The organism is Paenibacillus sp. 01T442 (assembly GCF_056398345.1).
Window position 1 is genome coordinate 44,059 of sequence record NZ_JBFTPF010000015.1, and the last position, 26,294, is coordinate 70,352.

Sequence of the window (26,294 nt, forward strand, 5' to 3'; positions counted from 1 at the left end):
TTGCTTTCATTCATATGAATTCATGACTCGTTAGCGTAATTTCTTTCAGGTTCATCAAGACGTTTCCACAGATCGTGTTTGGCTGAACCGTTATCACATATTCTCCAGGAGCATGAAAGTGAAAGAGTCCGATCTCGGAGGATTGGAATTGGTATTCGCCGCCCGTATTCGTTACAGCAGCAACTAACTTATCTTGACCAACTGCAATCTCGAAGGAGCCTCCCGCAGATGCTTCATCTGCACCGTACACAGCAGTTACCTTGTACGCCCCAGCGTCCATCACTCGAAACTTCCATTGCATGTAATCTTGCCTAGAGGACCAGTTTTTCACGTTGTCTCTTCCCTTTTTCCCCGTATCATAACGTAACGCCTCCCCATACAGCTCTCCGTCAAATACGCCAAAAACATTCGTAACACCGCCAGCAAACAACACTTGTCTAGGATTGACATCTAGTTCGCCATCGAATTCAACTGCAACAACGATACACATGGAATCAGGTGCTTCAGTCTGCAGCTCGATGAGGTGATCACCGCAATCGTTCAGTAACCGATGCGATAATGTGGTTTTCGCTGTATCTGCCAATAGATAACAATCCTGGATCGAATTACGAATGCCAGGCAGTAAGAGTTCACCGTGAGCAGGCCAATCCCAGACATGCAAATATAAGGTACTGCCTTTGCGTGTACAGCGCCCCCAAGGGGTCCTACCGATCGGACTGCCCTGTGAGGCATAGATGCTTTCACCATTCAGCTCCAGCCAATTCCCGATCACGCCAAGTAATTCCAACGATTTCGCATCGAAATTACCATCTCCTGTTGGCCCCACATTGATGACATAATTTCCACCCATACTGACGACATGAATCATGTCATGGAGGACTTCTTCGGGACTTCTCCAAGCATGATCCGTTTGGTTATATCCCCACGAATGATTTAGCGTTGCGATCGATTCCCAATCTCGCTTTTGTGCGCTAATATGGCGCTGGTTATCACCTGTATTCTCATAATCGCCGAATCCCTCACGACGAACTCGACGGTTGACTAGACAGTTTGGTTGCGTTTCATGGACCAAATCCACAAATTGCTTTCCTTGTTCATCCGTAATTTTGTGTCCACAATCAAACCAAAGGATGCCAATAGGGCCATATTGCGTTAGGAGCTCTTTCACTTGAGGAAAAGCTTTTTCTTGTAAATATTGCTCATAGCGAGTACGTTTGTTGTCATCCTCTACCCATGCGTGGAGCGGATCATAGGCACTAATATTTGCCGGGAAATCCAAGGTGTTTCCTTGGGAATCCGGATGATGCCAATCCATTGCATGCGAGTAGTACAAGCAAAGCACCATATTTTCGCGCTTACAAGCATCAGCTAATTCCGCCACGGGATCTCTGCCAAAAGGGGTTGCTTTAACAATTGTGTAGTCACTTACTTGCGAATCGTACATCGCAAAGCCTTCATGATGCTTAGCCGTGAAGATCATGTATTTCAAACCAGCATCCTTCGCAGCACGAACCCATGCACTCGCATCAAATTGATGAGCATGGAATTGATCGGCGATGCGTTCATATTCATGAATTGGAATTTGAGCCCTTAACTGCAGATGCTCCGCGTAAGCAGCATTGACGGGATCTCCTTTCCATACACCACCGGGCAGCGAATATAACCCCCAGTGAATAAATAAACCTACTTTGGCCTCGCGCCACCACTTGATTCGCTGCTCATGCGCTTCATCGGCCAACAACTCTGGGAGCTGACTCCCTCGTTGACTGTCCGCTTCTGCGTTATCCATTAAATGATCTTTTGTCGACATTGATCTTCCCCCTATTTTAAAGACCTATCCCTGTAATATTTCTTCGATTTCCAATAGATCTATGTCAGAAAGTTTGACGCCAGAAGCCCTAACATTCTCCTCCACTTGTTGGGGGCGGGATGCACCTATAATGCAGCTTGCGACATTATCCAGACGAAGCACCCATGCCAACGCCAGTTGGGCAACGCTTAGTTCATTGCGCTCTGCAATCGTTCTCAATTTATCTACCTTGTCAAGCAGCTCTTCCTTCATAAAATGTATAATCGCGCCATTTTGCTCTGGATCCGCTGCCCTGGAGTCGCTCGGATAGGGTGTGCCTGCTTTATACTTGCCTGTCAGAATCCCTTGAGCCAGCGGCGAAAACACAACTTGCCCGATCCCTTCCCTCGTACATAAAGGCACAATTTCCTTTTCAATGCCGCGTCGAAACATATGATATTGCGGCTGATTCGAGATAATTGGGTGTAAATTCAGCCTCTTCGCCATATGTGCGGCGTCGAGCAGTTGCTCTGTTTTCCACATGCTAACGCCCGTGTAAAGGACTTTACCTTGCGTGACCAGATCATCCAAAGCGCGTAGCGTTTCTTCAAGCGGAGTATCCGTGTCATATCTATGGCATTGATACAGGTCAATGTAATCCACACCGAGTCTTTGCAAGCTGGCATCGCATTGCTCCCTAATATGTTTGCGGGACAATCCGCGGTCATTGGGTCCGTCCCCCATGGGCACACATACCTTGGTTGCCAACACGTAGGATTCCCTGGGATATTTGGACAACGCCCGGCCCACCACTCGCTCTGCATCTCCTTTATGATAGACGTTCGCTGTATCGAACAGATTTATGCCCAACTCGTAGGCTTTATCAATAATCGATTCCGATTGTTTGTCATCGATCGCTCCACCATAGGTTAGCCAACTGCCTAAACTGAGTTCACTTACTTTTAAGCCACTGTTGCCTAATCGTCTGTACTGCATGTTAGAACCTCCCCATCCTACATTGCTATTACTAAAATGAGAATAAAACGACCTCCGACTCGATGTTACTATCCTTGTTCCCCTTTGTCATTGTTCATACTTATACCCCTATGTCTTTTTTTATGATGGAGCACGGATTATGACAAAAAGAACCACCTAGGTCGTACACCTAGTTGGTTCTTGTTCGTGATCTTCACTATTAATTCTGTAAAGCTTTTAACCAATCCAGCAATTGTACTGCCGTCGATTCCTCGATGAATTTGCCTTTTTGCGCTTGAACAAGTGCTTGTAGTGCATACAGCTTAGGGTTAAGGTCTAGTTTCGATGCCTTCTGAATGAGGTTAACCAAGGTCATTAATCCTCTGTAGATGCCTTCATTTTTGATCCAACCTTTTTGTTTCGCAATCGTAATAACTTCGTCCAAGTGGTCTAAGTCCATTTGAACTTGCAGGTTAAATTGCTGCGTTGTTGAATTGCCAGCCCGATCTGTCGCAGTAACAGAAATTACGTGGTTCCCCCATGTAAGTGACATCGGTTCAATGACATAGGGTGGATCAACTGGCTTGCCATCGAGTAGGATTACTTGATTAGCAATGCCGCTCAGCGCATCCGTGATCCCAAAGTCCAAGTGAATGGCATCTGTCAAGTAAACCGACATGGAGACAGTTGAGATCATGCTCGGAGCGCTTCGATCCAATTGAAGCGTGACGGACTTCGGAGATTCTTCGTTCCCTGCTCCATCAACGCTATAATACCTGAGCTCCGTCGTACCTTCGCTATCAATCTGAATGGTAGTTCCTTCTGTGAAGGTACTACCGTTCACACTGTAATACGTATGTGCAACATCACTGCCTCCATCTGTTGCGGAGAGATGAATCGTTTGGGTATCTTTATGCCATCCAGCTTGCACATCATCCGAGGTGATCGGTGCAGTCACATCTGCATCTCCGCCTACGTAGATTTCATTAATATTGTTCCACGTATCCTTGGAGTTGCCCTTACCGTTGTATTTAACATATCGCGCGTTTTCTTTCCCAAACTGAAAAATCTCTAATCCTGCAGTTTTGCCACTGCTTTTCCCACTAAACACAGTCTTCCAGCTGACGCCATCTTCCGATACCTGCAAATCAAAGTTATACTTGTCGACATCCCCTTTCAGGAATGCAATAAGCACAGAACGTACAGGTTTCACTACACCTAGATCAAATTGGATCCAGTGTGTAATTCCCTTGGCCGCATAGCGGGTTGTCAAATCGCCATCGATTGCACTCGCAGGAGGAAAACTTGCATGATAACCTGCGCTTGCTGAAACATTTTGAATAGGATAACTAATGAAACGATCCGGCACCTCACCGTAAATAGGGAAACCCGTCAGCAGCACCTCATATTTAGCTTGCAAATACGGATCCTGGCGGTCCTTCACCGTAATAATTGCCGTTCCAAACACTTGCTGAGGTTGCGCAATCTCCACAATATGACTGCTAGCTGCACTTATCGTTGGAATGACCTTCGTACCCAGCGGCACTGCAACTGAGTAGGCATACGTAGAAGGTGAGAAATTGGCGATAGATACACCATTGATTTGAATATCCGTTAATTTTGGCAATAAGGATTCAATTGGTGGTGTATGACTTTTGGACAATACAAGCTTATCTAACTGTGCAGCGTTTCCTTGCGACTTTATCGTCAACTGATGGAAGCCATCTGTCAGCATAAAAGGCAGATCGGCCGTCGACCAGCCCCAACCTAACGCGTCTGTAGACAAATTGACCTCTGTCCCGCCGTCCAAAGATACCTTGAGGTTTCCTACACCTGCTCCACTTGCAGAGCCCAACATATGTAGATACACACTGCCGCCATGCGTGACGTTCAAATCAAACGTTAATGAGGCTGCTTCCTCTTCTGAAGATTGCATGAAAGCGCCTTTGGAACATGTGTCACAAGCCCCTCTTGTAAAATCCCCTTCCCTGCTTGAGTAACTTTCTGCTTCCCGCGTTGGTGATAAATCTGCATCCACCTGCTGTGTCCAGCTTGTGTGATCTTTGGCCCACATGATCCGGGCAAAATAGATGGGACTGGTTAGTACAGTGCTCATATAATAGGGATTCGTTAGCAATTTATAGACAGTTGGATCTGGAGCATAAGGAGAAATATGCAGATATTCGCTCCAGAGATTCGTCAATGTACAGCTCGTTGGAAGGCCGTCCACTTTACAGTAGAAGTTACCTGTGCCAGTTGAGATTACATATCGAATCGTATTGGCAAGCTTAATTAATGTATCTTGTGTAACGCCATATTTCCCGCGATCATATGCCCTAGTCATGCCCATGATATCATTCGCAGCATGAACGCCATCGGCGTCCTCGACTTTGCCGAAATAGTCAGCAACATACCACCATTTATATACATCATGACCTTGCACTTGATAAGGTTCCAGTGAAGCGGTAAACCAATCGATCGAGGCTTTGACGATTCGGTCATAGAGGTCTACTCTAGCCAGATCATCGGCTAACAGCTCGTGACATTCCGCCAAACGCATAAAACCGTTATTGATCATCATCTGCTGATTCCAAGGTATCGCTGAGTTAGGTGCTCCACTGCCTGTTGTGCTCCAGCGTGTATCATTCGGCCAATACTGGCGTAATGTATCTGGCTTTACGAAATTCGGGATCATATACGTATCCATGGATTTATCTAACTCGATAATGTATGATTTCGCTCGCTGCAAATACGTCTCGCCATAGAGTGAACCATTTCCAATGGGTACCGTTTTGTTCCACAAGGACTTGTTTTGAAGAATCAGTTTCGCACTGTATGCAATGTGCCCGATTACATCGCCGTTCTCGCTGCCTGAATATCCTTCAATGAGCAAGCCATCACTATTGACTTCGCCAACCTTCTTGTTCGGCCATGCCAGCTCCCTATTTCCGTTCCATAGAACACGGCCCGTCACTGGATTATTCCTAGCAGAAAGCATATTTTCGCTAAATGAAATCATCCGATCGAGTATAGCTTGATCTCCACTGATTTCGTACATATAGCCCATTGCTTCTACGTTCTGACCGCTAGGACCATAGACGAAATCATTTCCGATATTACTAACCGGCAGACCGACGGAAGAAGATAAGATATATTGCTTAAACGAATTAATTTCCTCTTGCGTGACAGGGCCCTCTAGGCTGCTAACCACCATGGGTGCTCCCGTGGCAGCAGAGGCTTTGGGTGCTAAAGGAGACCAAATCCCCGAGCAACTAAGCGTAAGCGCCAAGCATGAGACAAGTAGTTTACGCCAACCTTTCGTCATTTTTGCTGGAATTGCTGATGACATTACGAACCCTCCTTATTATCGCGACCTTCTGAAATCGCTTTCATAAGCAATCATAATTTTTATTACGCCTTCAAGCATACTATTTTTTTAAGCTCTTATTTATCAAAATTATGATTGTAGCCTTATATCGTTGAACGTGACAAAAAAAGAAGATTAGCGCAAGCATGCCGCTAATCTCCTTCTCAATGCCTGTCAATACTAGTTAATTTTAGGATAACTCCTCACATCAATTTATTGATTATACACTTCCATCTCGTTGATCGTTGGTACGGCACTTGCTGTGGTCACATATAAACGTAAATATCTGGCGTTCACACTAGTGAAGGTTATCGTCTTGTTTGCGCCGATCGTAGTGCCTGATGCACCTGCAATATCTGTATAGGTTGTGCCGTCACTCGAGGACTGAAGTTTGAATGATGTCACCCTCTGGTAGGTAATTTCTTTGATAACGACTTGATTGAACGAAGTGGCGGCACCCAAATCAACGCTTAGCCATTGGTTATTCAGTGAACCGCTCGATGCTGACCAACGAGTCGCTGAGCTGCCATCAAACGCATTCGCCGCAGGATAAGTTGCACTCCATGTCGTAGATGCGTTGTACGTTTTGCCCAACGCGAGATTGCCCCCGCCCGATTGCGTCGTTGCGTTCGCTGTGTTGCTTGCTGCGGACAAGTTTGCTGCAGCATCCTCTGCTCTTACCGTGTAGCTGTATGCGGTCGAAGCACTAAGCCCCGTATCGCTGTAGGATGGCGATGTTGAAGACCCAACTAATGTGCCATCCCGGTATACATTGTATTCCGTTACGCCCACATTATCTGTCGAAGCAGTCCAGCTCAAATTAATTTGACTGTTGGATGCTGCCGTTGCAGTCAAGCCCGTCGGTGTGGTTGGCGCTTGTGTATCTGAAGGCGCTTGCGTCGTTGCACTAGCTGTATTGCTTGCAGCCGAAAGATTAGTTGCCGCATCCTTCGCTTTTACCGTATAGCTGTAGGCAGTTGAAGCAGTAAGTCCTGTATCATTGTAAGAGGTTGTCGTCGAAGTTCCGACCAAAGTGGCACCGCGATAGATATTATAGCCCGTTACCCCCACATTGTCTGTCGAAGCTGACCAACTCAAATTAATTTGACTGCTGGATGCTGCATTTGCTGTCAAATTGGATGGTGCCGAAGGTGCGGTAGTATCCGTTCCGCTTGTGCCGTAAACTTCCATCTCTTCGATATTGGGTATGTTGCTGGCTGACGTGATATACAGTCTTAAATACCTGGAGCTCACATTCGAGAAGCTAATCGATTTATTTGCCCCAATCGTAGTTCCTGTCGTGCCCGAGATATCTGTGTACGTGGTACCGTCGGTCGAGGACTGGAGCTTGTAAGCCGTCACCCTTGGGAACGAAATTTCTTTGATCACTACCTGATTGTAAGCAGTTGGCGTACCGAAATCGACGCTTATCCATTGATTGTTAAAGGAACCGCTCGATGCTGACCAGCGAGTCGCAGCATCTCCGTCAAAAGCTTTATCCCCCAAGTAGGATGTGCTCCATGTAGTGGAGGCACTGTAGGTTTTGCCCAATGCGAGATTCCCTGATGATACCAATGTGGTTGCACTAGCAGTGTTGCTTGCTGCTGATACATTAGCTGCCGCATCCTTCGCTTTTACCGTATAGCTGTATGCGGTCGAAGCACTGAGTCCCGTGTCGCTGTACGATGTCGTTGTCGAAGTGCCGACGAGTGTGGCGCCACGGTAGACGTTATACCAAGTAACGGTCACATTATCTGTAGAAGCCGTCCAGCTCAAATTCACTTGACTGCTTGATGCTGCGCTTGCGGTCAAATTAGTCGGTGTAGTCGGTGCTTGCGTATCACTGCCTGTGTATCTTTGGTTTTTCACATACATAAGGCGAGCGAATGAAGCCATCGTTGTACTCGTCATATTAGGCATCGTCGCATTGGCCAATGTGTAATAAACATCCGGGCGGAGCGCTGCTAATTGGAGATTGCCGCTTCGAGGATACGTGGTCGGCGCACCATGCCCCGTTCCATCTGTACCGTCAACTCGACCCGCGTAATCCCCTGGTCCCCTCATCATCACGTCGGCATACATATTGGCAAATGGCGTCATCATTGACGCTGTTATGCCATAACGACCGATCAGAAACGCTCGATAAAAGCCCGATACGTCTAGAGCGCCGTGATTAGAATCCTCGCCTCCCAGTAAGGTCGGATTATAGCCCCAGTTATATGCGGTATTTCCTTTACTGTCTGTATAGGTTTGTTTGGCTGAATTGTCGCTGAAAAACCAATTGAGATTCGTCTGAACAATCCCGTCGTATTGCGAAACCAGAGAAGGATTATCGCCTTTGATCGCATGAGCAGCAGCCAGATTCTGCAAACCGTAAGTGATCATCATCTGCTGGTTCCACGGGAATACGCCTCCGGGCATGTAAGGCGATTGCGTTTGGAAATACAGTTTATTCCCTCTCGAAAGATCTAGCAGTTTCGGAAAGAGGAATTGGCTAACCACATAATCAGCCTCTGTAATAAACGTATTTGCACGTTGTAAATAGGTCGCTCCGTGTCCATAAGCATCGCCGATGGGCACCGTCGTGTTTGAAATTGCCGGGGTCTGGAGGATCAGTCTGCCGCAATAGGCAAGATGACCAATCGAGTCTCCATTGGCTGAATCTGCAGAAGCTGTACCGGTATTATTCCCCGGCCATACTGGCGCAATCGTGTTGGTCCACACGGTGCGTTGCCCATAAGGAGCAGGAAGGATATCGTTACGCTGGGAAAGGAGCACGTCGCAGAAATAGATCATACGGTCGAGGATTTCCGTATCATTCGTTAACTCATACATGAGACCCATCGCTTTGATGTTCTCACCACTTTTGCCCTGCGCATATTCACTTTGCATGGAGCCGGTATTGGGCCAGACAACAGGCTCCACTGTCTGAATATAGGATTTGAAGGAGTTTATTTCGTTCTGTGTGATGGGTCCATCGAAACTGTCAACCACCATTGGACCAGCAGCTAAGGCTTGATTTCCCTGGAACAATCCAATGACAAAAGCGATAATTACTCCAAATAAGATAAGTTGTTTCTTGGAGAAAGTAAAAACACGATGCTTCCTTTTGAGGTGAGAACTGGTTAACAATGACATTATAGAACCCTCTTTACACATCCCCATCGGTTGGAGTATTTGCTGTCATCTAGCTCGAATTCATTGCATGCAATGAAACTTCTTTGATTGGAGATCTCGCACCTCCTTATTCCTTCACCTCCCTCATTAAAGCGTTTTCATTTCCAGAAAGATGATTGAGCCCCACCTACCCAAGGCAGGCGGAGCATAGTTCAGTCGTTAAAGTACTTCCCCTTATTTTTTCTTTGCATCGAATGCTTGTTGGTAAATTTGCAAGTACCTCGGCAGTTTCATATTATCCAAATTCTTCAAATATTCATCCCACTTTTTATCAATGTCCAAGTCCCCGATAATCATTCTCGCGGTTGACTCCTTCCGATAATCATCAATCGTTTTGCTAATATTGGCGATTTCATCGGTCTGCTCGTTTGTGAAGCTTAAAGCCGGGATCATCTTTTTAGGGTCTGGTTTGTACGGCTCATATTTCGTTAACGTTTCTTTATACAGGATGTCTTCCAGTGGATTTTTCGGATCAGCCGTCTGCGCTAAACGCCACTCATTCGTACGTAAGGAAGGACCAACTTGTCCCCAAGTAGCATTCTTTGCTCCAGGAGAAGTATTACCGATTAATGTATATTTGGCAGGCTTGCCATTGATACCGATCTCATTAGGAGCAGCTACTTTCCATTCCATGTCCGGTCTGCCTAGTATGGCGCGATTGGTGGCTTCCTCAGAGTATAGGAAATCAGCTAGACGCATTGCAATTTCCGGGTTTTTGGCTTTATTCGTAATCACAAATGATCCAGATGTGATACTTTGTGGAATGTATTTGGATACTTGAACGCCATTAGGTCCTTTTAAAGGCGGCACTGCAACGTAATCCAACCACCGCGTCCCCTCCAGTGTATTGAAAATTGTCGGATGTTGAGCCGCAACTACGCCCAAAATAACATTATCCGGATTTTCACCCAATTTCCTTAATTGATTCCGATCTTGAGTTAATGATTGCGGATCAAGCAAACCTTCTTTGAACAACTTGTTAATATACTTAAGCCCTTCCTTATATTCCGGTTGCGTAAAGGCTGCGTTAATTTTGCCGTCTTTCATGAACTGCATATTGCGGTCACTGTCAATAAATGCTTGCAAGAGAAAAGTATCAATGTAAGAGTTGGCAATGTTGGCACCGATAAACGGGATTTCGTCCGCTTTTTTATTTCCGTTCGGGTCTTTCTCCTTAAACGCTTTCAATACCTGATAAAACTCATCTGTCGTTGTTGGCATCTTCATCCCAACAGCATCAAGCCACTTCTGATTAATCCAAAGTTTGGTAGGCTGCGTACAGTGAAAGCACTCATTAACTGACGGTAGACCATAAATATTGCCATCTGGTGAAGTAGAAAGTTCTTTCGTATACGGGAGTGAAGTAAACATTTTCTTGGATTCAACGCCATATTTGTCTATGAGCTTGTTGAGTGGGATGAACACTCCGTCTTTACCATATAAGGTCAATTGAATTTGATCGATGTTGAAACCTAGATACACATCCGGATAGTCACCGCTAGCCAATGAGATATTAAGTTTTTGCTTTGGATCGCTTGCCACTTCCCATTCGAGATGAATATTCGTTTTTTCTTCCAGCCATTTGGTAAACTCGTTTGTCTCAAAATTTTCAACAGCTGGATTCGTTCGAGACAATACCTTAAGCGTCGTTTTCTCCTTGGTAATCGGAAGCACACCAGGTGGATTTACGACTTCGTTCTGTGCTGATGCTGTTGAATCAGGTTGTTTCGTAGCCTCAGAGCTCGTACCCGATGTTTTACTACAACCGCTTAGCACCACTGTTGCACTTAAGATTAGGCTGATCGCTGGGCCCCACAACTTCATTCTTTGCATGTGAAAATCCTCCCTTATTTATCTCTAAAATGTATATAAGTTTACCCTTTTAGTGAACCGATCATCATGCCTTTGACGAAATGACGTTGAATAAAAGGATAAACAACTAAAACCGGAATTGTCGAAATAACAATTAATGAATACTTGAGAAGTTCTCTCATTCCTTCTCGTTGTGCTGCACCTACGACATCCGTGATGATTTCTTCATCAAAGGTGTTCTTCACTAGCACTTCACGCAGAATGATTTGAAGGGGGAACAGATCCGGTGATTTCAAATAAAGAAGAGCGGCAAAATAGGTATTCCAATGTCCTACTGCGTAAAATAACGAGAGCACCGCAATGATAGGTCCTGATAATGGTGCCACGATTTTCACTAGAAATTTATAATCACTGCACCCATCCAGATGTGCGGCTTCTAGAATTTCATCAGGAATCGTCGTTTGGAAATATGTCCTTGCGATAATGACACTCATGACGCTCATGACACCTGGGATAATCAACGCCCAGCGGGTGTCGAGTAAACCAAGTTCCTTAATCAAGAGATAGTTAGGTATTAACCCACCACCAAACATCATGGTAAATACAAAGAGCGCCATTATCCCATTGCGAATATAGAAGTCTTTACGTGACAGAGGGTAAGCCGCAATCAGAGTCATCATGACATTGATGATGGTTCCTACAACCGCATAGAACAATGAATTGGCAAACCCCACCCAAACGCGATTGTTCTTGAATACGGCTTCGTATCCCTGCAAAGTGATATCGACAGGCCACAACCATACCCTACCAGAGATGACGGCCGTTGATGAACTGAAGGAAGCGCTTAACACATAAATGAGGGGGTATAAGACAGACAGTGTAAAGAGGCAAAGCACCGTGTAGTTCACGATATTAAATAGTTGATCGCCTCTGGATTCTTGAATTCGGGTCGACTTCATTCTTTTCTTTGCACCTCTCTACCACAGGCTGGTTTGCCCTAATTTTTTGGCTGCTTTGTTAACTGTGTACAATAAAATAAGATTGATGACAGAAGTGAACAATCCAATCGCGGAAGCGTAGGAATATTTAATTCCCGTTGAGAGCAGACCCACCTTGTACACGTAGGTATCAATAACCTCAGATGAACTGAGATTCAGTGGATTTTGCATCAACAGCACTTTTTCAAAACCAACATCCATTAAATTCCCAACGCTAAGAATCAACAATATAACAGCAACCGGCAAAATCCCGGGAATATCCACATGTCTCATGCGTTGCACTTTACTCGCACCGTCCATGACAGCGGCCTCATGCAGAGAAGGGTCGATGGCAGCCAAAGCGGCTAAATAAATGATACAGCCAAAGCCTACATTTTGCCAAATACCTGACCAGACATACAGCGACTTAAAGTTGTCCGGATTTCCGAAGAAATCGATTTTCTCAAAACCCAATTGCGCAATAATCATGTTGACGATACCAGTTTTGGGATCCAACAGTTGGATAATGATCCCCATCATCACGACCATCGAAATGAAATGCGGGGCGTAGGTAATCAACTGCACCGATTTCTTGACGAAAGAACGATTTACGTAGTTTAAGCAAAGCGCCAGCAGGATCGGGAACGGAAACCCTGCAAGCAAGCTGTAAAAGCTTAAGCCAAGCGTATTTTTGATTACCTTCCAGAATTCATAGGAGTTAAAAAAGTTTTTAAAATGCTTTAACCCAACCCAGTCACTCCCAAAAAAACCTTTATGAGGCACATAATCTTGAAAGGCAATGACTGCACCGTACATCGGTATGTATTTAAAGATAAGAATGTACAGGATAGGCAGTATGGATAATACATACAATTGAGGAACTTTTCTGATATTCGTGAATAACTTACTTCCGAATTTGATTTTTACTTTGCCTTGTGAGCTAGTCACTTTACGGACGATTTCCACGCCAAGTCTCCTCCTCTCTTTTGTTATCTTTATGATACGTTTTCAAGAGAAGGCGAACATACTAGTTTTTTAAGCACCTAGGTAACTAATTTATGGTTTTCCAGTTATCTTTTACACACAAAAAAAGGATGGCGTACCTCCTATTGAAGGAACTTCATCCTAGTTGGCTATATGGCTATTGCAGCTGAGGTATAATTCCGCTCATCTCGCTGACTCGGCATGCGCAACGTTAACTTGGCCCCTGCCTCAGTCTCATTGTTGTCAATGCATAACCCGTATTGCTCACCAAAAACAATTTGAATCCGGCTGTGCACATTGGCTAACCCGATCCCACCCTCGCGCTCTATACGAACGGGCAACTGGGAAGTGCTCACATGCTGTGCGGTTAGCTTAGCCTGCAGTTCCTCCAGTCTTTCTGGCGTAATACCCACGCCATTATCCGTAACGGTTACGATGAAATCATCCCCATCCATACAGGCATCAATACGGATCCGATGGTGGCTCTCGATGCCATCAGGAAATGCATGCTTAAACACATTCTCGATTAACGGCTGCAAGGTGAGGCGCACCATTTTTTTCAATAAAAGGTCCGGCGGGACTGTAACTTCGATTTCAAACTCGTGACCTAAGCGGTAATTCATAATATTCATAAAATGAAGCACATGCTTCAATTCATTGGCAACTGTTATTTCCTCCAAGTCGGCACGTACCGAATAACGAAGCATATACGATAGAGATCTAACGATCTCTTTGATTTCCTGCGAATCCTGAACGACAGCGTAACAAACGATCGTCTCCAGCGTATTGTAGAGAAAGTGAGGATTAATTTGTAATTGCAATGCTTGGAATTCAGCAGACTGCCTTTTCAGCAAGTATTCCTTATTCTTCAACTCCTCGGCATACACTTGCTCCATAAGCTCTTGCAGTCGTGAGACCATCATATTGTAGCTGACCGTAAGTCGGTCCATTTCGTCCGTTCTGCCGCTGATGGCGACATGTGTCCAGTTTCCTTTTTCCGTTTTGCGCATGCCGTTTTCCAGCATTTTGATGGGCCGAATGATGGATTGCCCGAATCGGTAGGCAAGAATCAACGCAATTACTAGCGCAATCGCACAGGTGTATACCGTTGTTTTACGAATATTTAACGCAGGCGCTCTAAGCTCATCAAGCGGCATGGAGGCAACCAACGTCAAGCCCGTATAGTCTGATCTTCGGTTAAAATGGACACGTTCAACATCATCTTTATAATCGAAAATCTGATTTTGATTTTCACGCAGTTTGGTAAACAGTCTGGCATCCAACTGCTTGCCTATCATGCTGGACATCGGGTGATAGATGATTTTCCCCGTGTCATTCACAATATAGAAATACCCTGTTTCCCCCAGACGGATGCCCTTCCACAAAGATGTCAGCTCTTCGATATTAAGCTCAATGCCAAGTATCCCTTTGAAGATTTTCGATGTCTGGCGATCTGAGATTTTGCGTGTTAGTGCTAGCTTCCCGTCCAGAAAACTCCAATCCATAATCGTTAATTTGCCGTCTTTATCTGTAATTTCCTTCAAGGAGTCCAGCTTATCCAACAGGATCGAGTTGCTGAAATCTGATGTATCCGAATTATGATCATAGATGCTAAGCCCGTTATATCCGAGCAAATACACCATACTAATTTCCGGATTATTAATAAAAAGAGGCTGAAGGACCTTCTCTTTCATCGGTCTGATGGATAGGAAATAAGGAATGAAATTGTTACCATCTAGATTCAAAAACTCTTTCACATTCGTTGATGTAATCATCGAAACGGTAGCACGATCGTATTTCTTCAAATACATATCCGTATGATTCATCGCATTATCGACGATTTGAGTTAAGAGCTCATTAGTTTGCTTATCCACTTCCTTGGTGGATTGAACATACAGAACTAGGCCGACGATAGAGGAAGATATCACTATGACGATCACGAAATATACGAACATACGCAATGCCAAGCTAGATCTCATTATTTGATCCCCAGCATACTACGGTATTCCGTCGGCGAGCAGCCTGTCATCTTCTTGAAAATTTTAGTGAAATAAGGGTAGTTCTGATAACCAATCGTCACACCGACATCAACAACCTTATAATGTGGCATCTCGAGAAGTTTCTTAGCCATTTCGATCCGTTTCTTCATACGGTATTGAACAAACGTTTCATTCGTCATTTTTTTGAAAATATAACTAAAGTATGTGGGTGCAAGTCCCATTTTCTCTGCCACTTCTTCGAGGCTCAGCTCTTCCGAAATGTTATTGTCAATGTAGGACTTCGCTTCTTCAAATAAGCTCTTCTGATTCCCACCCCGCCATTGAAACAATTGATGATACAGGTGGACGAATTCTGACCGTAAATAGTCCATAGCTTCGGTCAAGCTATTCAATTGTACTGGCGAAGCCTGCGTGGTAAAAGTCACCAAGCCACGAGAGTTCAGTTTTTTGACTACAATCTTCAACCCATCTGCCATCATCTGATCCAACTGCTGAACTTGAATCCCTTTCATCATGTCGCTTTGTGACCACTCATCTATAAGGGCATGGAGTGCAGCCAAATCCGCATACCAAATCGTTGCTTCAACGCGTTCCAGCCACTCCTCTATTTGAAAGAAGGAGATGGGCGTCGCCTGATCTTGCTGTACAAGCAATTTATTAAGCACGGGATACAATTCATGTTCCGTAAGCGGTTTCAATAAATATTCTTTGACGCCGAAAGTAAGGCATTTCTGAGCGTAAGAGAAATCATCATAACCAGAAATGACAACAACAGGGAAATTCACATGCAACTCTTGAATGGCTTTACACAATTCCAATCCGTCCATCTTTGGCATCCGTATATCCGTTAGCATCATATCCGGACGTTGCTTGTTGATTTGCTCGAGAGCCTCTACCCCATTCGCTGCGACGACCGTGCGAAATAAAGGGCTGCACTGCCTGACAAGCTGGGCCAGCCCCATCCGAACCATCGGTTCGTCATCTACAATGAGGATATGTTTCATTTCGCAAGCACTCCCTTTTTGAGCTGGGTTAAAAAAATCCTTGTGAACATTTTACCACAGTGCTAATTCATAAGAGTAACTTTTTTCTACACTATACGCCTCATAGTCCTACTCATGTATTATGTTATTTTACGATCCTATTTGTTTTTTTACTATATGCCTTCCTCAACTCCACCTACGATTTAATGGACCCAACCATCATGCCCTTCATAAAATGCTTTTGCAAGAACGGATATACCAACATGATCGGTATTGTAGCAACGACGATAACGGCCATTTTCAGCCCCTCGGGTGAGACCAAGAGCATCAAGTCTGAGGTTGTATCCGATGATCCCATATTATCCGTAATAACAATTTCGCGTAACCGCACTTGCAGCGTAATCAGCGAGCGCTTGTCAATATAATAGAGGGCTTGTGAATACATATTCCAATTCGATACCGCATACATAATCCCCATTGTTGCCATGACCGGTTTCGACAGTGGCAGCACCACTTTCCAGATCATGCGAAGCTCACCACAGCCATCAATACGGGCTGAATCCAACAGCTCAATGGGAAGATGGATAAAAAAAGAACGCATAACGAACAGGTTAAAAGCGCTAATCGCGGATGGAATCATTAATACCCAAAGTGTATTAAGCATATGCAGATTTTTCAAAAGCAAATAGTTCGGAATCAATGGTGCATGGAAAATCATCGTTATCAACACAAAAACCAATGCAGGTTTCCGAAATACGTATTCTGAACGAGATAGCGGATACGCTAAACTTGCTGTTGCCGTTAGATTAATGAACGTTCCGAGAACGGTAATCGTTACACTATTGCGAAATGCCATCCAGATGGTGGAATCCTTCAGAATCATATGATAGTTCTCAAGCGTGAATCCTACCGGCCATAGGCTGACCTTTCTACTATTGATTGCGACAGCGTCGCTGAAGGATTGAGCAATCACATGCAGAAGTGGAAGAAGCATGGTAAGTCCGATCATTAACAGCAAAATCATGTTACATACCTGAAATGCTCGCTGGCTGGTTGTAGAAATCACATCGGTTACCTCCTTTTGACTAGCGTTAGTATAGACTCTCTCCTGTTGTTCTTTTACTCAGCGTATTGCCAACAATAATTAATGCCAAACCAACAAATGATTTAAATAGTCCAATTGCAGTGGTGAAGCTATATTGACGATCAACCAACCCTGCTCGATACACATAGGTATCCAGAATTTCTCCATTTTCGCTGTTCAGAGGATTCAGGAATAAATACACACGTTCAAAACCGAAGTCCATAAAATGCCCGATTTGCAGCAGTAGCAATATCGTAATCGTCGGGAAAATAGATGGTAAAGTTATCGACATCACCTGACGGAACCTGCCCGCTCCATCGATCTCAGCTGCTTCATACAAATCTGGGTTAATGCCAGCAATTGCAGCAAGATATATAATGGTACCCCAGCCGCTGTCTTTCCATATGCCAGATCCAATCAGAATAGATCGGATGTAACTGCTCTCGCCCATAAAATAAATAGAATCCACACCTAACCAACCTAACACTTGATTTACAATGCCTGTTGTCGGGGACAGCAATCCAATAATAATTCCGCCGACAATGACCCATGACAGGAAGTGCGGCATGTAAATAATTGTTTGTACCAATCTCTTATATCCGTTGAACCGAATTTCATTCAGTAATAAGGCCAGAATAATAGGTACGGGGAAAGCAAATATAAGGTCATACATACCGATTAACAGTGTGTTTTTCAAAATGATCAGAAACTCCGGATACGTAAATAAACGTTTGAAATGTACCATACCAACCCAAGGACTACCCGATATCCCCTTGAATATATTATAATTTTGAAACGCAATGGAGGAACCGAATAAGGGGATATACTTAAACACTGCAAAATACAGGAGCCCAGGAATTGAAAGCATATACAAGGGCCAATATTTCTGAATAAATGCCCACTGAGATCGAGCATTCGCAAACTGGAACTGTTTTTCTGCAGAGATGTCCGTTTTCGAAGCCATACGATTAGCTCCCTTCATTTTTTTGGCATCAACATAATGATCTTCGTGCCTTGGCCTATCTCGCTTACAATCTGCAACCCATACTGCTCACCAAACACCATTTGAATCCGACGATGCACATTTAAGATACCTATGCCGCCGATCCCTTTCGTCGAGCCGCTTTCTGCAAGCCGGTTCTCACTAAGCTTCTCCCGCAGCTCTTGCAGTCTTGCTTCTGCAATCCCTACGCCGTTATCTTCTACACTAATCCAAAAAATTGAATTATCTTCGCCCGCGTGAACACGAATAGCATGGTGGTCCTCCACACCGTCTGGAAAAGCATGCTGAAACGTATTCTCCACTAACGGCTGAAGTGTCAGCCGCACCATATGACGAAGCAAATACGTCGGATCGATGTCCACTTCCATATCAAACTCTCGTCCGATCCGGTGTTTCATCACGAGTAAGTAGTGCAGAACATGTTTAAGTTCATTGGCTACTGTGATTTCTTCCAAATGAGTCTGTACAGAATAGCGAAGCATATACGCCATTGCCTTCACGATCTCATAGATTTCCTTACTATCCTTAATAACCGCATAGCATACGATCGTTTCTAGCGTGTTATACAAAAAGTGGGGATTAATTTGAAGCTGCAGCGATTGAAACTCAGCTTTCTGACGCTCAATGCGATTTTCCTGATCCCTTAGCTCGGCTTGATATACTTCATCAACAAGCTCTGCGAGTCGACTAACCATCAGATTATAGCGATTAATCAGCTCTACAATTTCATCTCGGTGATTGGGAAGCGGCAGAATGACCCACTTTCCTTTCTCCGTTTCACGCATCGCGCTTTTTAGTTTGCGAATCGGGCCTGTGATCGACTTACCAAACCTGATGGCAAGCCATAAAGCGAGAATGAGTGTAAACCCTCCGACAATAATCGTTGTAGTCCGTATCGTGTCGGTTGGTCTATGCAATTCATCGACGGACATGGAGACAACAAGCCGCCAATTGCCATATTGGGAACGACGGCTCATGAACATACGTGATTTCCCATCAATCTTAGAGGTGAATGCGTGAGTACCCGCTTCTATAACCTGTTGATGAATCGCTTCCGGCATCCCCTTGCCGATCTGCGCAGCATTTGGATGATAAACATAGTTCCCATTACCGTCGGTGATAAAGAAATAACCATCGCTCTCTAAATCGATGCCCTTCCATAACTCAGAAAGCTCCGATGCTTTCAGCTCAATGGCGAGAATACCCTTAAGTTCTGTAGAAGAAAGCCCGCGGATACGGCGAACGAGCGTCAGTGTCTGATTGGCTTGCTCCGGTAAAATACTATGATTCAGTACAACCAAGCTGCCATTCGTCGTCGTATTATGTTGGAAAAAGTCTAGCTGCTGTTGTATTTGCTCCTTTGTGAACGAACCCGCGTTAATCCCATTGTAAACATACATGGCGTTACCGTTGAAATTCATTAAGAAGATATCAGTAATTTCCGGATTTCTTATAAAAATAGGTTCGATGCCTACTTCTTTGACAAGTTTACGAAGTTCGTAATACGGATATCCGATTTCCCCTTCTGGCAGATCAATGAATCGTTTAACATCGTTATTGCTGAGCAAAGACACCATGGAGCGCTCATATGCGCGAATATAATAGTCAGTGTGATACACAGCATTACCTACGACTTGAGTCAACTGCTTCTCAACAATTTGTTCCAACTCACGCGAAGAGGCTTTGTACGAGAAGTAACCTACGCTAGTTAAAGATATTAAAATGACGACGAGGTAAGATAGAAACAACTTCTGATATAAATTGAAATTTTTCATTTAATTCCTATGGAATTACGGTATTCCGACGGGGACACCCCATAAATTTTCTTAAAGGTTTTGGTAAAATGCGGGTAGTCTTCATAACCTACTTCAATGGCGATATCAAACGTTCGCATATGGGGAATGGCGAGCATGTCCTTCGCTTTCTCCATCCTTTTATTCATCCGATAGCTGACAAACGTTTCGCCCGTCATCCTTCTAAATAACGTACTGAAATAGGATGGAGAAACCCCGATCAAATCCGCCACCTCTGCTAGCGTGATCTCAACAGATAATCGCGTATCGATGTAGAGCTTCGCTTCTTCCATTGGATCCTTGTAATTACCCTGCCGTGAACATTGTAGTTCTTTCATCAACGCTCTCATGCGACACTCAAACAAGATATACAGATCCTCTCGCGTCGAAGCCTTTAGCGGATCTTGCAAACCTGGCATGCTAAATTGTTTCTTTTCTTGAAAATAGTTGTCCAATAGATGCAATACATCATCTAATTGATATTTCAATTGATTGATAGTTAACAAGCTGCAACGTTCTCGCCACTCCGTCATGAGTCTGGTCATTTCATCCATCTGCAGCGACCAGATACTCCCTTTTATCCGTTCAATCCACTCTACGTACCCTGAAATGGATATACAACTTTGCGCATGGAGCTTGAGAATCTGATCGAATATATCGTGCAAATCAGGCGGTGTAACAGGTTTCAACAAATAGTGCTTTACCCCGTAAGACAAGCATTTCTGTGCATACTCAAAATCGTTATAGCCGGAAATCACGACCTTAAGCAAATTAGGATGACTATTGTGCAGGATGCGACAGAGCTCTAATCCATCCATTTTGGGCATACGTATATCGGTGATGAGTAGGTCCGGCTCAAAATGGCTAAACCGATCGATTGCCTCGAGTCCGTTATTCGCCGTCTCAATCGTTTGAAATGGTTGCGTGTATTGTTGGGCCATCTTCATCATCCCGCTGCGAATTATCGGTTCATCATCCACAATCAGTACTTTCATCCTTCAATCCTCCACACGCCTAAGTATGACTGATAAATGAAGCGGAGCCTCCGAGATCGAAACTTGCCACAGCTTCAGTTCAAATGTGTCAGTGCTGCCTCTTAGTCCAACAGCTGAGTCAGGCAAAAATAGATCTATTGGTTTGCTGCCTTGTGTAGAGCGGAGCATGATGTCGAGCCTACATTCAGACACATCCCACTCTAACGTGCACTCGACTCCGCCACGCGCTAGCAGTGGACCCGCTTTTCCTTTTCTCCAACGGGCAGGCAGCGCAGGTAAAATATGCAGCTCACCGGGAATTGAGAAGAGCAGCATCTCTTGGATGGCAGATGTCCATCCCATGTTGGCATCGATCTGCACGGGAGCCCACTCCATGTCAACACCAATTCCCATACCGCGCCAGTCATTATGCAGGGTAATTAGATTGTTCATGACACAGGATCGGGCTAATGTCTCCAGACATTCGAGTGCCGAATCACCTTGACCCATTCGCGCATAATTGTTCGCCATATGCGCCAGTGACCAGCCTGATTGCTCTTTCAATCCTAAGCCTAAGCGTTTCTCAATGGATGTGACGAAAGCTTTGTAAAGAATAGGATCGCTCTCACGCGTTACCTCAGTTCCGGGAAATACAGGGTATACATGCGATTCATGGCGGTGATGATCGTTTTCCTCAAAATAAGGATGCATCCATTCTCTAACGGCGCCATCTTCCGTTAGTTGATACGGTGGGATTCGTTCAAGCATTTGCCGCCATGTCGAAATGTCTTCCAGATACATCCCAGTTGTCTCGGCCCCTTCGATGAGGTGTGTCAGAAGCTCCTTGGCAATGGCAAAGTCCATCGTTGCGTTCATCGTGGTTCCCATTGAGCTGCCAGGACCCTTCCAATAATTTCCTGGTGTATTTTCCGGTGAATTAGAAGGGGAACTCTTCCAGTATCCGTCATCATCCATCGTAAAAAAGTCTTCATAGAACAAAGCAGCCTCCCGCATGAACGGCAGCGCCCGCTCTCGCAGAAATGCCAAATCTCCCGTATGCAGGTAGTAATCATAATAATGTTGACTGACCCATCCCGCTCCACCTGTCCAGTGAATAATATGCGGGGACGTATGCTTTAACAGCCCTGAGCCCGGTACGCTAGGAGCGGGGATAAAGATTCCGCGACAGCCATACAACTGTCTGGCATTGACTCGGAAATCATCCATGAGCTTTTCCATATAGTTAAAGACGGCAAGCAACAGCTCTGTCATGTTGCCCGACAATGCCTGCCAATACATCATCTGAAGGTTTTCATTGACCATGTGAAATGCCCAAACAGCGTCATAATCGCCGAACCATAAGCCGTATAAATGGCAAGGCTGCCCCTCCGCACGAGAACTTGATATTAGCAAGTAACGACCATATGCCCACATTTTCTCAACTAGAGCATCTGGTGCTTCCCCTTGATAGGCTTGCATCAGCAACTCTTCGTTGGATAACTCTCGCCCATCTGCTGCTAAGTCAAACGCCATCGCCTGAAATAAGCGGCCGTGTTCAAGCACGTGATCTGAAAGCAAGGTATCATAGCAAAGTGGAAGCTCGTTCAGCTCTTCATCCAATCTGCGCCATTCATTTTCCCTATTTCCCCGAGTAAATAACTTAATGATGACGAAGACCGACTCCGCATTCTTCACGGTTAAGCCAACCTGTCCTGAACTTGTATGTCCTCCCTGATGGATGACGCGGGCTACGCCTCCGAAATCATTCCCGTCCGGATGTTGTGCGGCATAATAAATGGTATTACCCTTAGATTGCATGTCTTCGCCTTCGGGGAACACAATACCTGACTTGCGAAAATCTCTTTTATCATGAAGCTGCATGCGTAACTGCGCTTCAATCGATTGCGGTCCCCATTTACGAATATCGATGACGACGGCATCCGCAGTTCGGGATACAAACAACCTCCTCTCATAACGGGTATCCCCATCTGTCCAGCTAACCGACACCTCCCCGGTCTCCATTTGAAGCGTTCTTTTATAGGAGCGGAATGCTCGGCGAAGGGGCATGAATATCTTAAAATCCCCCAGTGGCAGAGGGGACGCCAGTTTGGGTTGGTAACCCTGATCTTTCAGCGCATCTGAAAGCACTTTGTCTGATTCCGGAGCCTGACCTTCATTCAGCAAGCTTCTTACCTCTCCCAATCGATCACTCACATCCGGCAGCGGCATCGTAACACCGTTCCACCATAAGTCTTCGTGGTTCAGAAGAACCGTCTCTTCGTGAACCCCACCGTAGACAGCCGCTCCAATCCTACCGTTACCAGAAGGCAATGCTTCCCGCCATAAAGAACGCCACCAAGAAGCTGGATAGTTCATTGAGATGAGATTTCTCGTGTTCATTGATGTATCCTCCTAGTCATTGTGCATAAAGAAGGAAAAGTATTTGCTTGGAAAACCAAACAAATACTTTCCATCATGCACGTTGGCAGCTATTTTCGATTACTTGAAACGATCACACCTGAGCCTTTTTTATAACGGTCGTTTGCTTCTTTAAGAATCTCGTTTCCGCCTTTGCTCTTGTATTCCTCAATCACTTTCGGCCAGTCTGATATCGGCTCTTTGCCATAGATCATTTTGATCATATGGTCAATGATCTGTTTAGGACCAACATCATCGCCTAGTGGCGCTAAATCCGGATACCTGGAGAAAGATTCAAGTCCTGGTACAAAACGAACCGATCCTAGTCCTTCTTTGGAAACAACCGTGTCCAGATACTGAATCATATCTCGACCTTCCGGCGTCAATTCTTCTCTTGCCTTGTTGTATTTCGCATCATGGACGAACCAGAACATGCCCCGGAATCCGTCCTCATCGATCTCTTCTGGTTTGGTTGGCGGCGTAAATTTCACTTTGCCATTCTCCATGGTGTACGTTTCGCCTTCAATGCCGAAAGAGAAATATTTCTCAGCTTCCGGTGTCGTCATCCATTCAAAGAATTGAATGATTTTAATCGCTTTATCCTTCGATAGCTTACTATTCAAGTAGTAAGATGTGTTAATACTTGAATACAGCATGTGACCTCCCCAATTCTCAGGTCCACGCGGAGAAGGAATAATGTCAATTTGGGCAGTCGGAACTGCCGTCTTGACTTTGTTGCGGTAATTGGATAATCCCGCCGCGTTGGCCGACCACATCCCGACCTTGCCGGCGTCAATGTTTTTGCCGTAGTCCGTAGAGGAAATGGACGCAAAATCCTTCGGAATTAAACCTTCATCGAACATCGCTTTGTACGCTTGAAGTGCTTTTGACATATTATCTACATCAAAAAATTTCGGAACCACTTGGTCTCCCTGTACTTCGAATTGAGAGGGAAGGACATCATAAGCTCCCAGTATGGTATCCGCATATTTGAAGTTTTCACGCAATTGATAGGGATTTTCAACTCCTATCTTTTTAAAAGCACGCATGACGTTCAAGAAATCATCAACTGTTTTGGGTGCGGGCAGACCTGTCTGGGCAAGCAAATCAGCTCGAATGAATGTTGCACGCCTAGATGGATTGGATAACCAAGAAGGTATTCCGTATATTTTTCCGTTGAAGCTCGTTTCTTGCCATGCTTCCTTCGGTACCGCTTTCATAATATTCGGTGCATATTGTTTGAGCAGATCATCAAGCGGCATGAACACACCGGCTTCCACCGAGCCAGCCATTCCTTTTGTGGTAGCGCCTCCAACATTTTGCACAACATCAGGAATATCATTGGATGAAAACATCAAGGACATTTTGGAATCAAAATCTTTGAGTGGGATCATCCGAAGGTCTAAGTCCGCTTTGGTCAATTCCTCGAGCTTCATCACCCACTTTTCTTTATTGACATCTGCTGACTTCTCGGCATATTTATTCCCAGATGTCGTTATCGACATTGAAAATTTTAGCTTTTCATTCACCTTTGCACTCTCTTCACTGCTCTTCTGTGTAACTTCACTGCTGCATCCTGAAATTACGCTGATCGCCAAAACACCGAGCCATACCTTACCCCATATTTGTTTCACATACCCACCTCTATTTCAAGATTAACTCAAGTTACACTTGGTTATTCCTATCTTAATCTTCCAAATAACCGAAGGGCATGTATTTTTTTACACTGATCTTGTGTTTATTTATAAAAAGTGACTAACCCTGGTGCCCAAAGACATGCACAGGTGTACTCACGATATAACCGCGTTCATCCGTGATTTGAATGAAACATGCAGACGTATTTTCCTCAAGTAGTGCTCGAATTTCATTTGGACCCCATTCGATGTGTGCTTCCTTCGTAAGCCATTCAATCTCAAACCAGTCTGATATCTGTGTTGCATATCGCAGCTCTGCCTTCACAATGGGAAGCTCTGACCTAAATACGACGATTACTTCCCCCACGTTCACTTCTTCACGTAGAATCTGTGGCAGTGCGTGACCACCCTTCGTTATGTGATCAGCAAAGGCATAAATCTCTGGTGCTTTCCATCCCGCCGCATGCGAGTGTCTCAATCCGAAATGAATGCTAAGGCTTGAGTCCACGCTGCTCTTGCGTGATGCTTGATACGATTTACTAAATAAGTGAAGCGGAAAATGAGGATCATGACTCCAATTCACCCATAGCATGGGAATCGTAATGCGATCGAAATACGCCGAAGGATCCCACAATTGCTTAATCTTATTAGCATACTCAGGCGGCATTTGCTGAAAGCTTTGTCCATACTTATTGGTTGCTTCGAACAAATAGCCACAGCCATAGACTGGAATGGCATAAGAAAACCGTTCGTCCACGCCTGCGACAATACCGGCCACGATCCCTCCCCACGAAATCCCGTGCAAACCAATTTGATCGCTAGCCACATTTTCAAAGGAACGCAGAAAGGAATGCGCCAGAATGACATTCGCAACGGCGTGGAACATCCACTGATCCTCCACGGGGCTTGCATAATCTGCAAATTCACCTTGGCGAGAGGGTCCGCTCCATGTGTGTTCTGGCCATACACCTTCCGTAGTCTTGGACGTAGCGATATGCCCTTCCAGATCCATGGCGATGGCTGCATACCCGCGGTCGTTCCACAGCTGTACCCATTCTCTGAAAGCGGTCCCCCCGCCTCCATGAACGAGAACTACGCCAGGGACCTTGGCTCCTAATGCAGCATCAGGTATCCCATAATAGGCAAATACGCGTGTTTGCTTACCTTGGTAAGGCAATGCCTCGTACATAATGGCTTTGATTTGATCATCATCCATTTCAGGAACGGATACTGCTTGTGTCGCTTGATACAGTGATTCCAGGTTCCATGGCAGAGGCGGATGATTGTTTTCCCGGTTTTGATGTTCGTTTTCCACTTGATATCT

Annotated in this window: 16 protein-coding genes; all 16 read right to left on the reverse strand. The window is 45.0% G+C overall.

All coding sequences use genetic code 11. The features are described 5' to 3' along the window. Positions 1 to 10: 10 nt before the first annotated feature. The 16 genes from AC1DLM_RS15190 to AC1DLM_RS15265 all read right to left on the reverse strand — a co-directional run bounded on the left by AC1DLM_RS15190 (position 11) and on the right by AC1DLM_RS15265 (position 26,285). On the reverse strand, positions 11 to 1,810 hold the full coding sequence (locus AC1DLM_RS15190; protein ID WP_441986973.1) for an alpha-L-fucosidase: 1,800 nt from the start codon (positions 1,808 to 1,810) through the stop codon (positions 11 to 13). Positions 1,811 to 1,834: 24 nt separating this feature from the next. Continuing rightward, the gene (locus AC1DLM_RS15195; protein ID WP_441986974.1) at positions 1,835 to 2,785 is read right to left on the reverse strand and encodes an aldo/keto reductase family protein; all 951 of its coding nucleotides are present in this window, start codon (positions 2,783 to 2,785) and stop codon (positions 1,835 to 1,837) included. A 199-nt stretch (positions 2,786 to 2,984) separates the two neighbouring features. Beyond that, positions 2,985 to 6,113 carry an OmpL47-type beta-barrel domain-containing protein gene (locus AC1DLM_RS15200; RefSeq protein ID WP_477570427.1) on the reverse strand — a complete coding sequence of 1,043 codons (3,129 nt, stop codon included), beginning with the start codon at positions 6,111 to 6,113 and terminating at the stop codon, positions 2,985 to 2,987. A gap of 231 nt (positions 6,114 to 6,344) precedes the next feature. After that, entirely contained in the window at positions 6,345 to 9,269 is a 2,925-nt protein-coding gene (locus tag AC1DLM_RS15205) for a discoidin domain-containing protein (protein ID WP_477570428.1), read from the reverse strand. 213 nt (positions 9,270 to 9,482) lie between these two features. Further along, the gene (locus AC1DLM_RS15210; protein WP_477570429.1) at positions 9,483 to 11,141 is read right to left on the reverse strand and encodes an ABC transporter substrate-binding protein; all 1,659 of its coding nucleotides are present in this window, start codon (positions 11,139 to 11,141) and stop codon (positions 9,483 to 9,485) included. Positions 11,142 to 11,182: 41 nt separating this feature from the next. Beyond that, the gene (locus AC1DLM_RS15215; RefSeq protein ID WP_171629583.1) at positions 11,183 to 12,079 is read right to left on the reverse strand and encodes a carbohydrate ABC transporter permease; all 897 of its coding nucleotides are present in this window, start codon (positions 12,077 to 12,079) and stop codon (positions 11,183 to 11,185) included. 18 nt (positions 12,080 to 12,097) lie between these two features. Further along, positions 12,098 to 13,057, reverse strand: coding sequence for an ABC transporter permease (locus AC1DLM_RS15220; RefSeq protein WP_476739354.1), 960 nt, complete (start codon positions 13,055 to 13,057; stop codon positions 12,098 to 12,100). A 173-nt stretch (positions 13,058 to 13,230) separates the two neighbouring features. Beyond that, complete coding sequence (locus AC1DLM_RS15225) at positions 13,231 to 15,060, reverse strand: cache domain-containing sensor histidine kinase (RefSeq protein ID WP_477570430.1); 1,830 nt, start codon at positions 15,058 to 15,060, stop codon at positions 13,231 to 13,233. Continuing rightward, entirely contained in the window at positions 15,060 to 16,085 is a 1,026-nt protein-coding gene (locus AC1DLM_RS15230) for a response regulator (protein WP_477570431.1), read from the reverse strand. Before AC1DLM_RS15230 ends, AC1DLM_RS15225 begins: the two co-directional genes overlap by 1 nt. 175 nt (positions 16,086 to 16,260) lie before the next feature. After that, positions 16,261 to 17,088 (reverse strand): carbohydrate ABC transporter permease, encoded by an 828-nt coding sequence (locus AC1DLM_RS15235; protein WP_477570465.1) that lies wholly within the window; start codon positions 17,086 to 17,088, stop codon positions 16,261 to 16,263. A 67-nt stretch (positions 17,089 to 17,155) separates the two neighbouring features. Further along, positions 17,156 to 18,112 carry an ABC transporter permease gene (locus AC1DLM_RS15240; protein ID WP_477570432.1) on the reverse strand — a complete coding sequence of 319 codons (957 nt, stop codon included), beginning with the start codon at positions 18,110 to 18,112 and terminating at the stop codon, positions 17,156 to 17,158. Between the two features lie 14 nt (positions 18,113 to 18,126). Next, entirely contained in the window at positions 18,127 to 19,926 is a 1,800-nt protein-coding gene (locus AC1DLM_RS15245) for a sensor histidine kinase (RefSeq protein ID WP_477570433.1), read from the reverse strand. After that, positions 19,923 to 20,939: a response regulator transcription factor gene (locus tag AC1DLM_RS15250; protein ID WP_441986996.1), complete on the reverse strand. Its 1,017-nt coding sequence runs from the start codon at positions 20,937 to 20,939 to the stop codon at positions 19,923 to 19,925. The genes AC1DLM_RS15245 and AC1DLM_RS15250 overlap by 4 nt, the downstream gene beginning before the upstream one ends. Before the next feature lie 3 nt (positions 20,940 to 20,942). Beyond that, entirely contained in the window at positions 20,943 to 23,318 is a 2,376-nt protein-coding gene (locus AC1DLM_RS15255; protein WP_477570434.1) for a glycosyl hydrolase family 95 catalytic domain-containing protein, read from the reverse strand. Between the two features lie 89 nt (positions 23,319 to 23,407). Next, positions 23,408 to 24,970 (reverse strand): type 2 periplasmic-binding domain-containing protein, encoded by a 1,563-nt coding sequence (locus AC1DLM_RS15260; protein WP_477570435.1) that lies wholly within the window; start codon positions 24,968 to 24,970, stop codon positions 23,408 to 23,410. Between the two features lie 121 nt (positions 24,971 to 25,091). Continuing rightward, on the reverse strand, positions 25,092 to 26,285 hold the full coding sequence (locus tag AC1DLM_RS15265; protein ID WP_477570436.1) for an alpha/beta hydrolase family protein: 1,194 nt from the start codon (positions 26,283 to 26,285) through the stop codon (positions 25,092 to 25,094). Positions 26,286 to 26,294 lie beyond the last annotated feature (9 nt).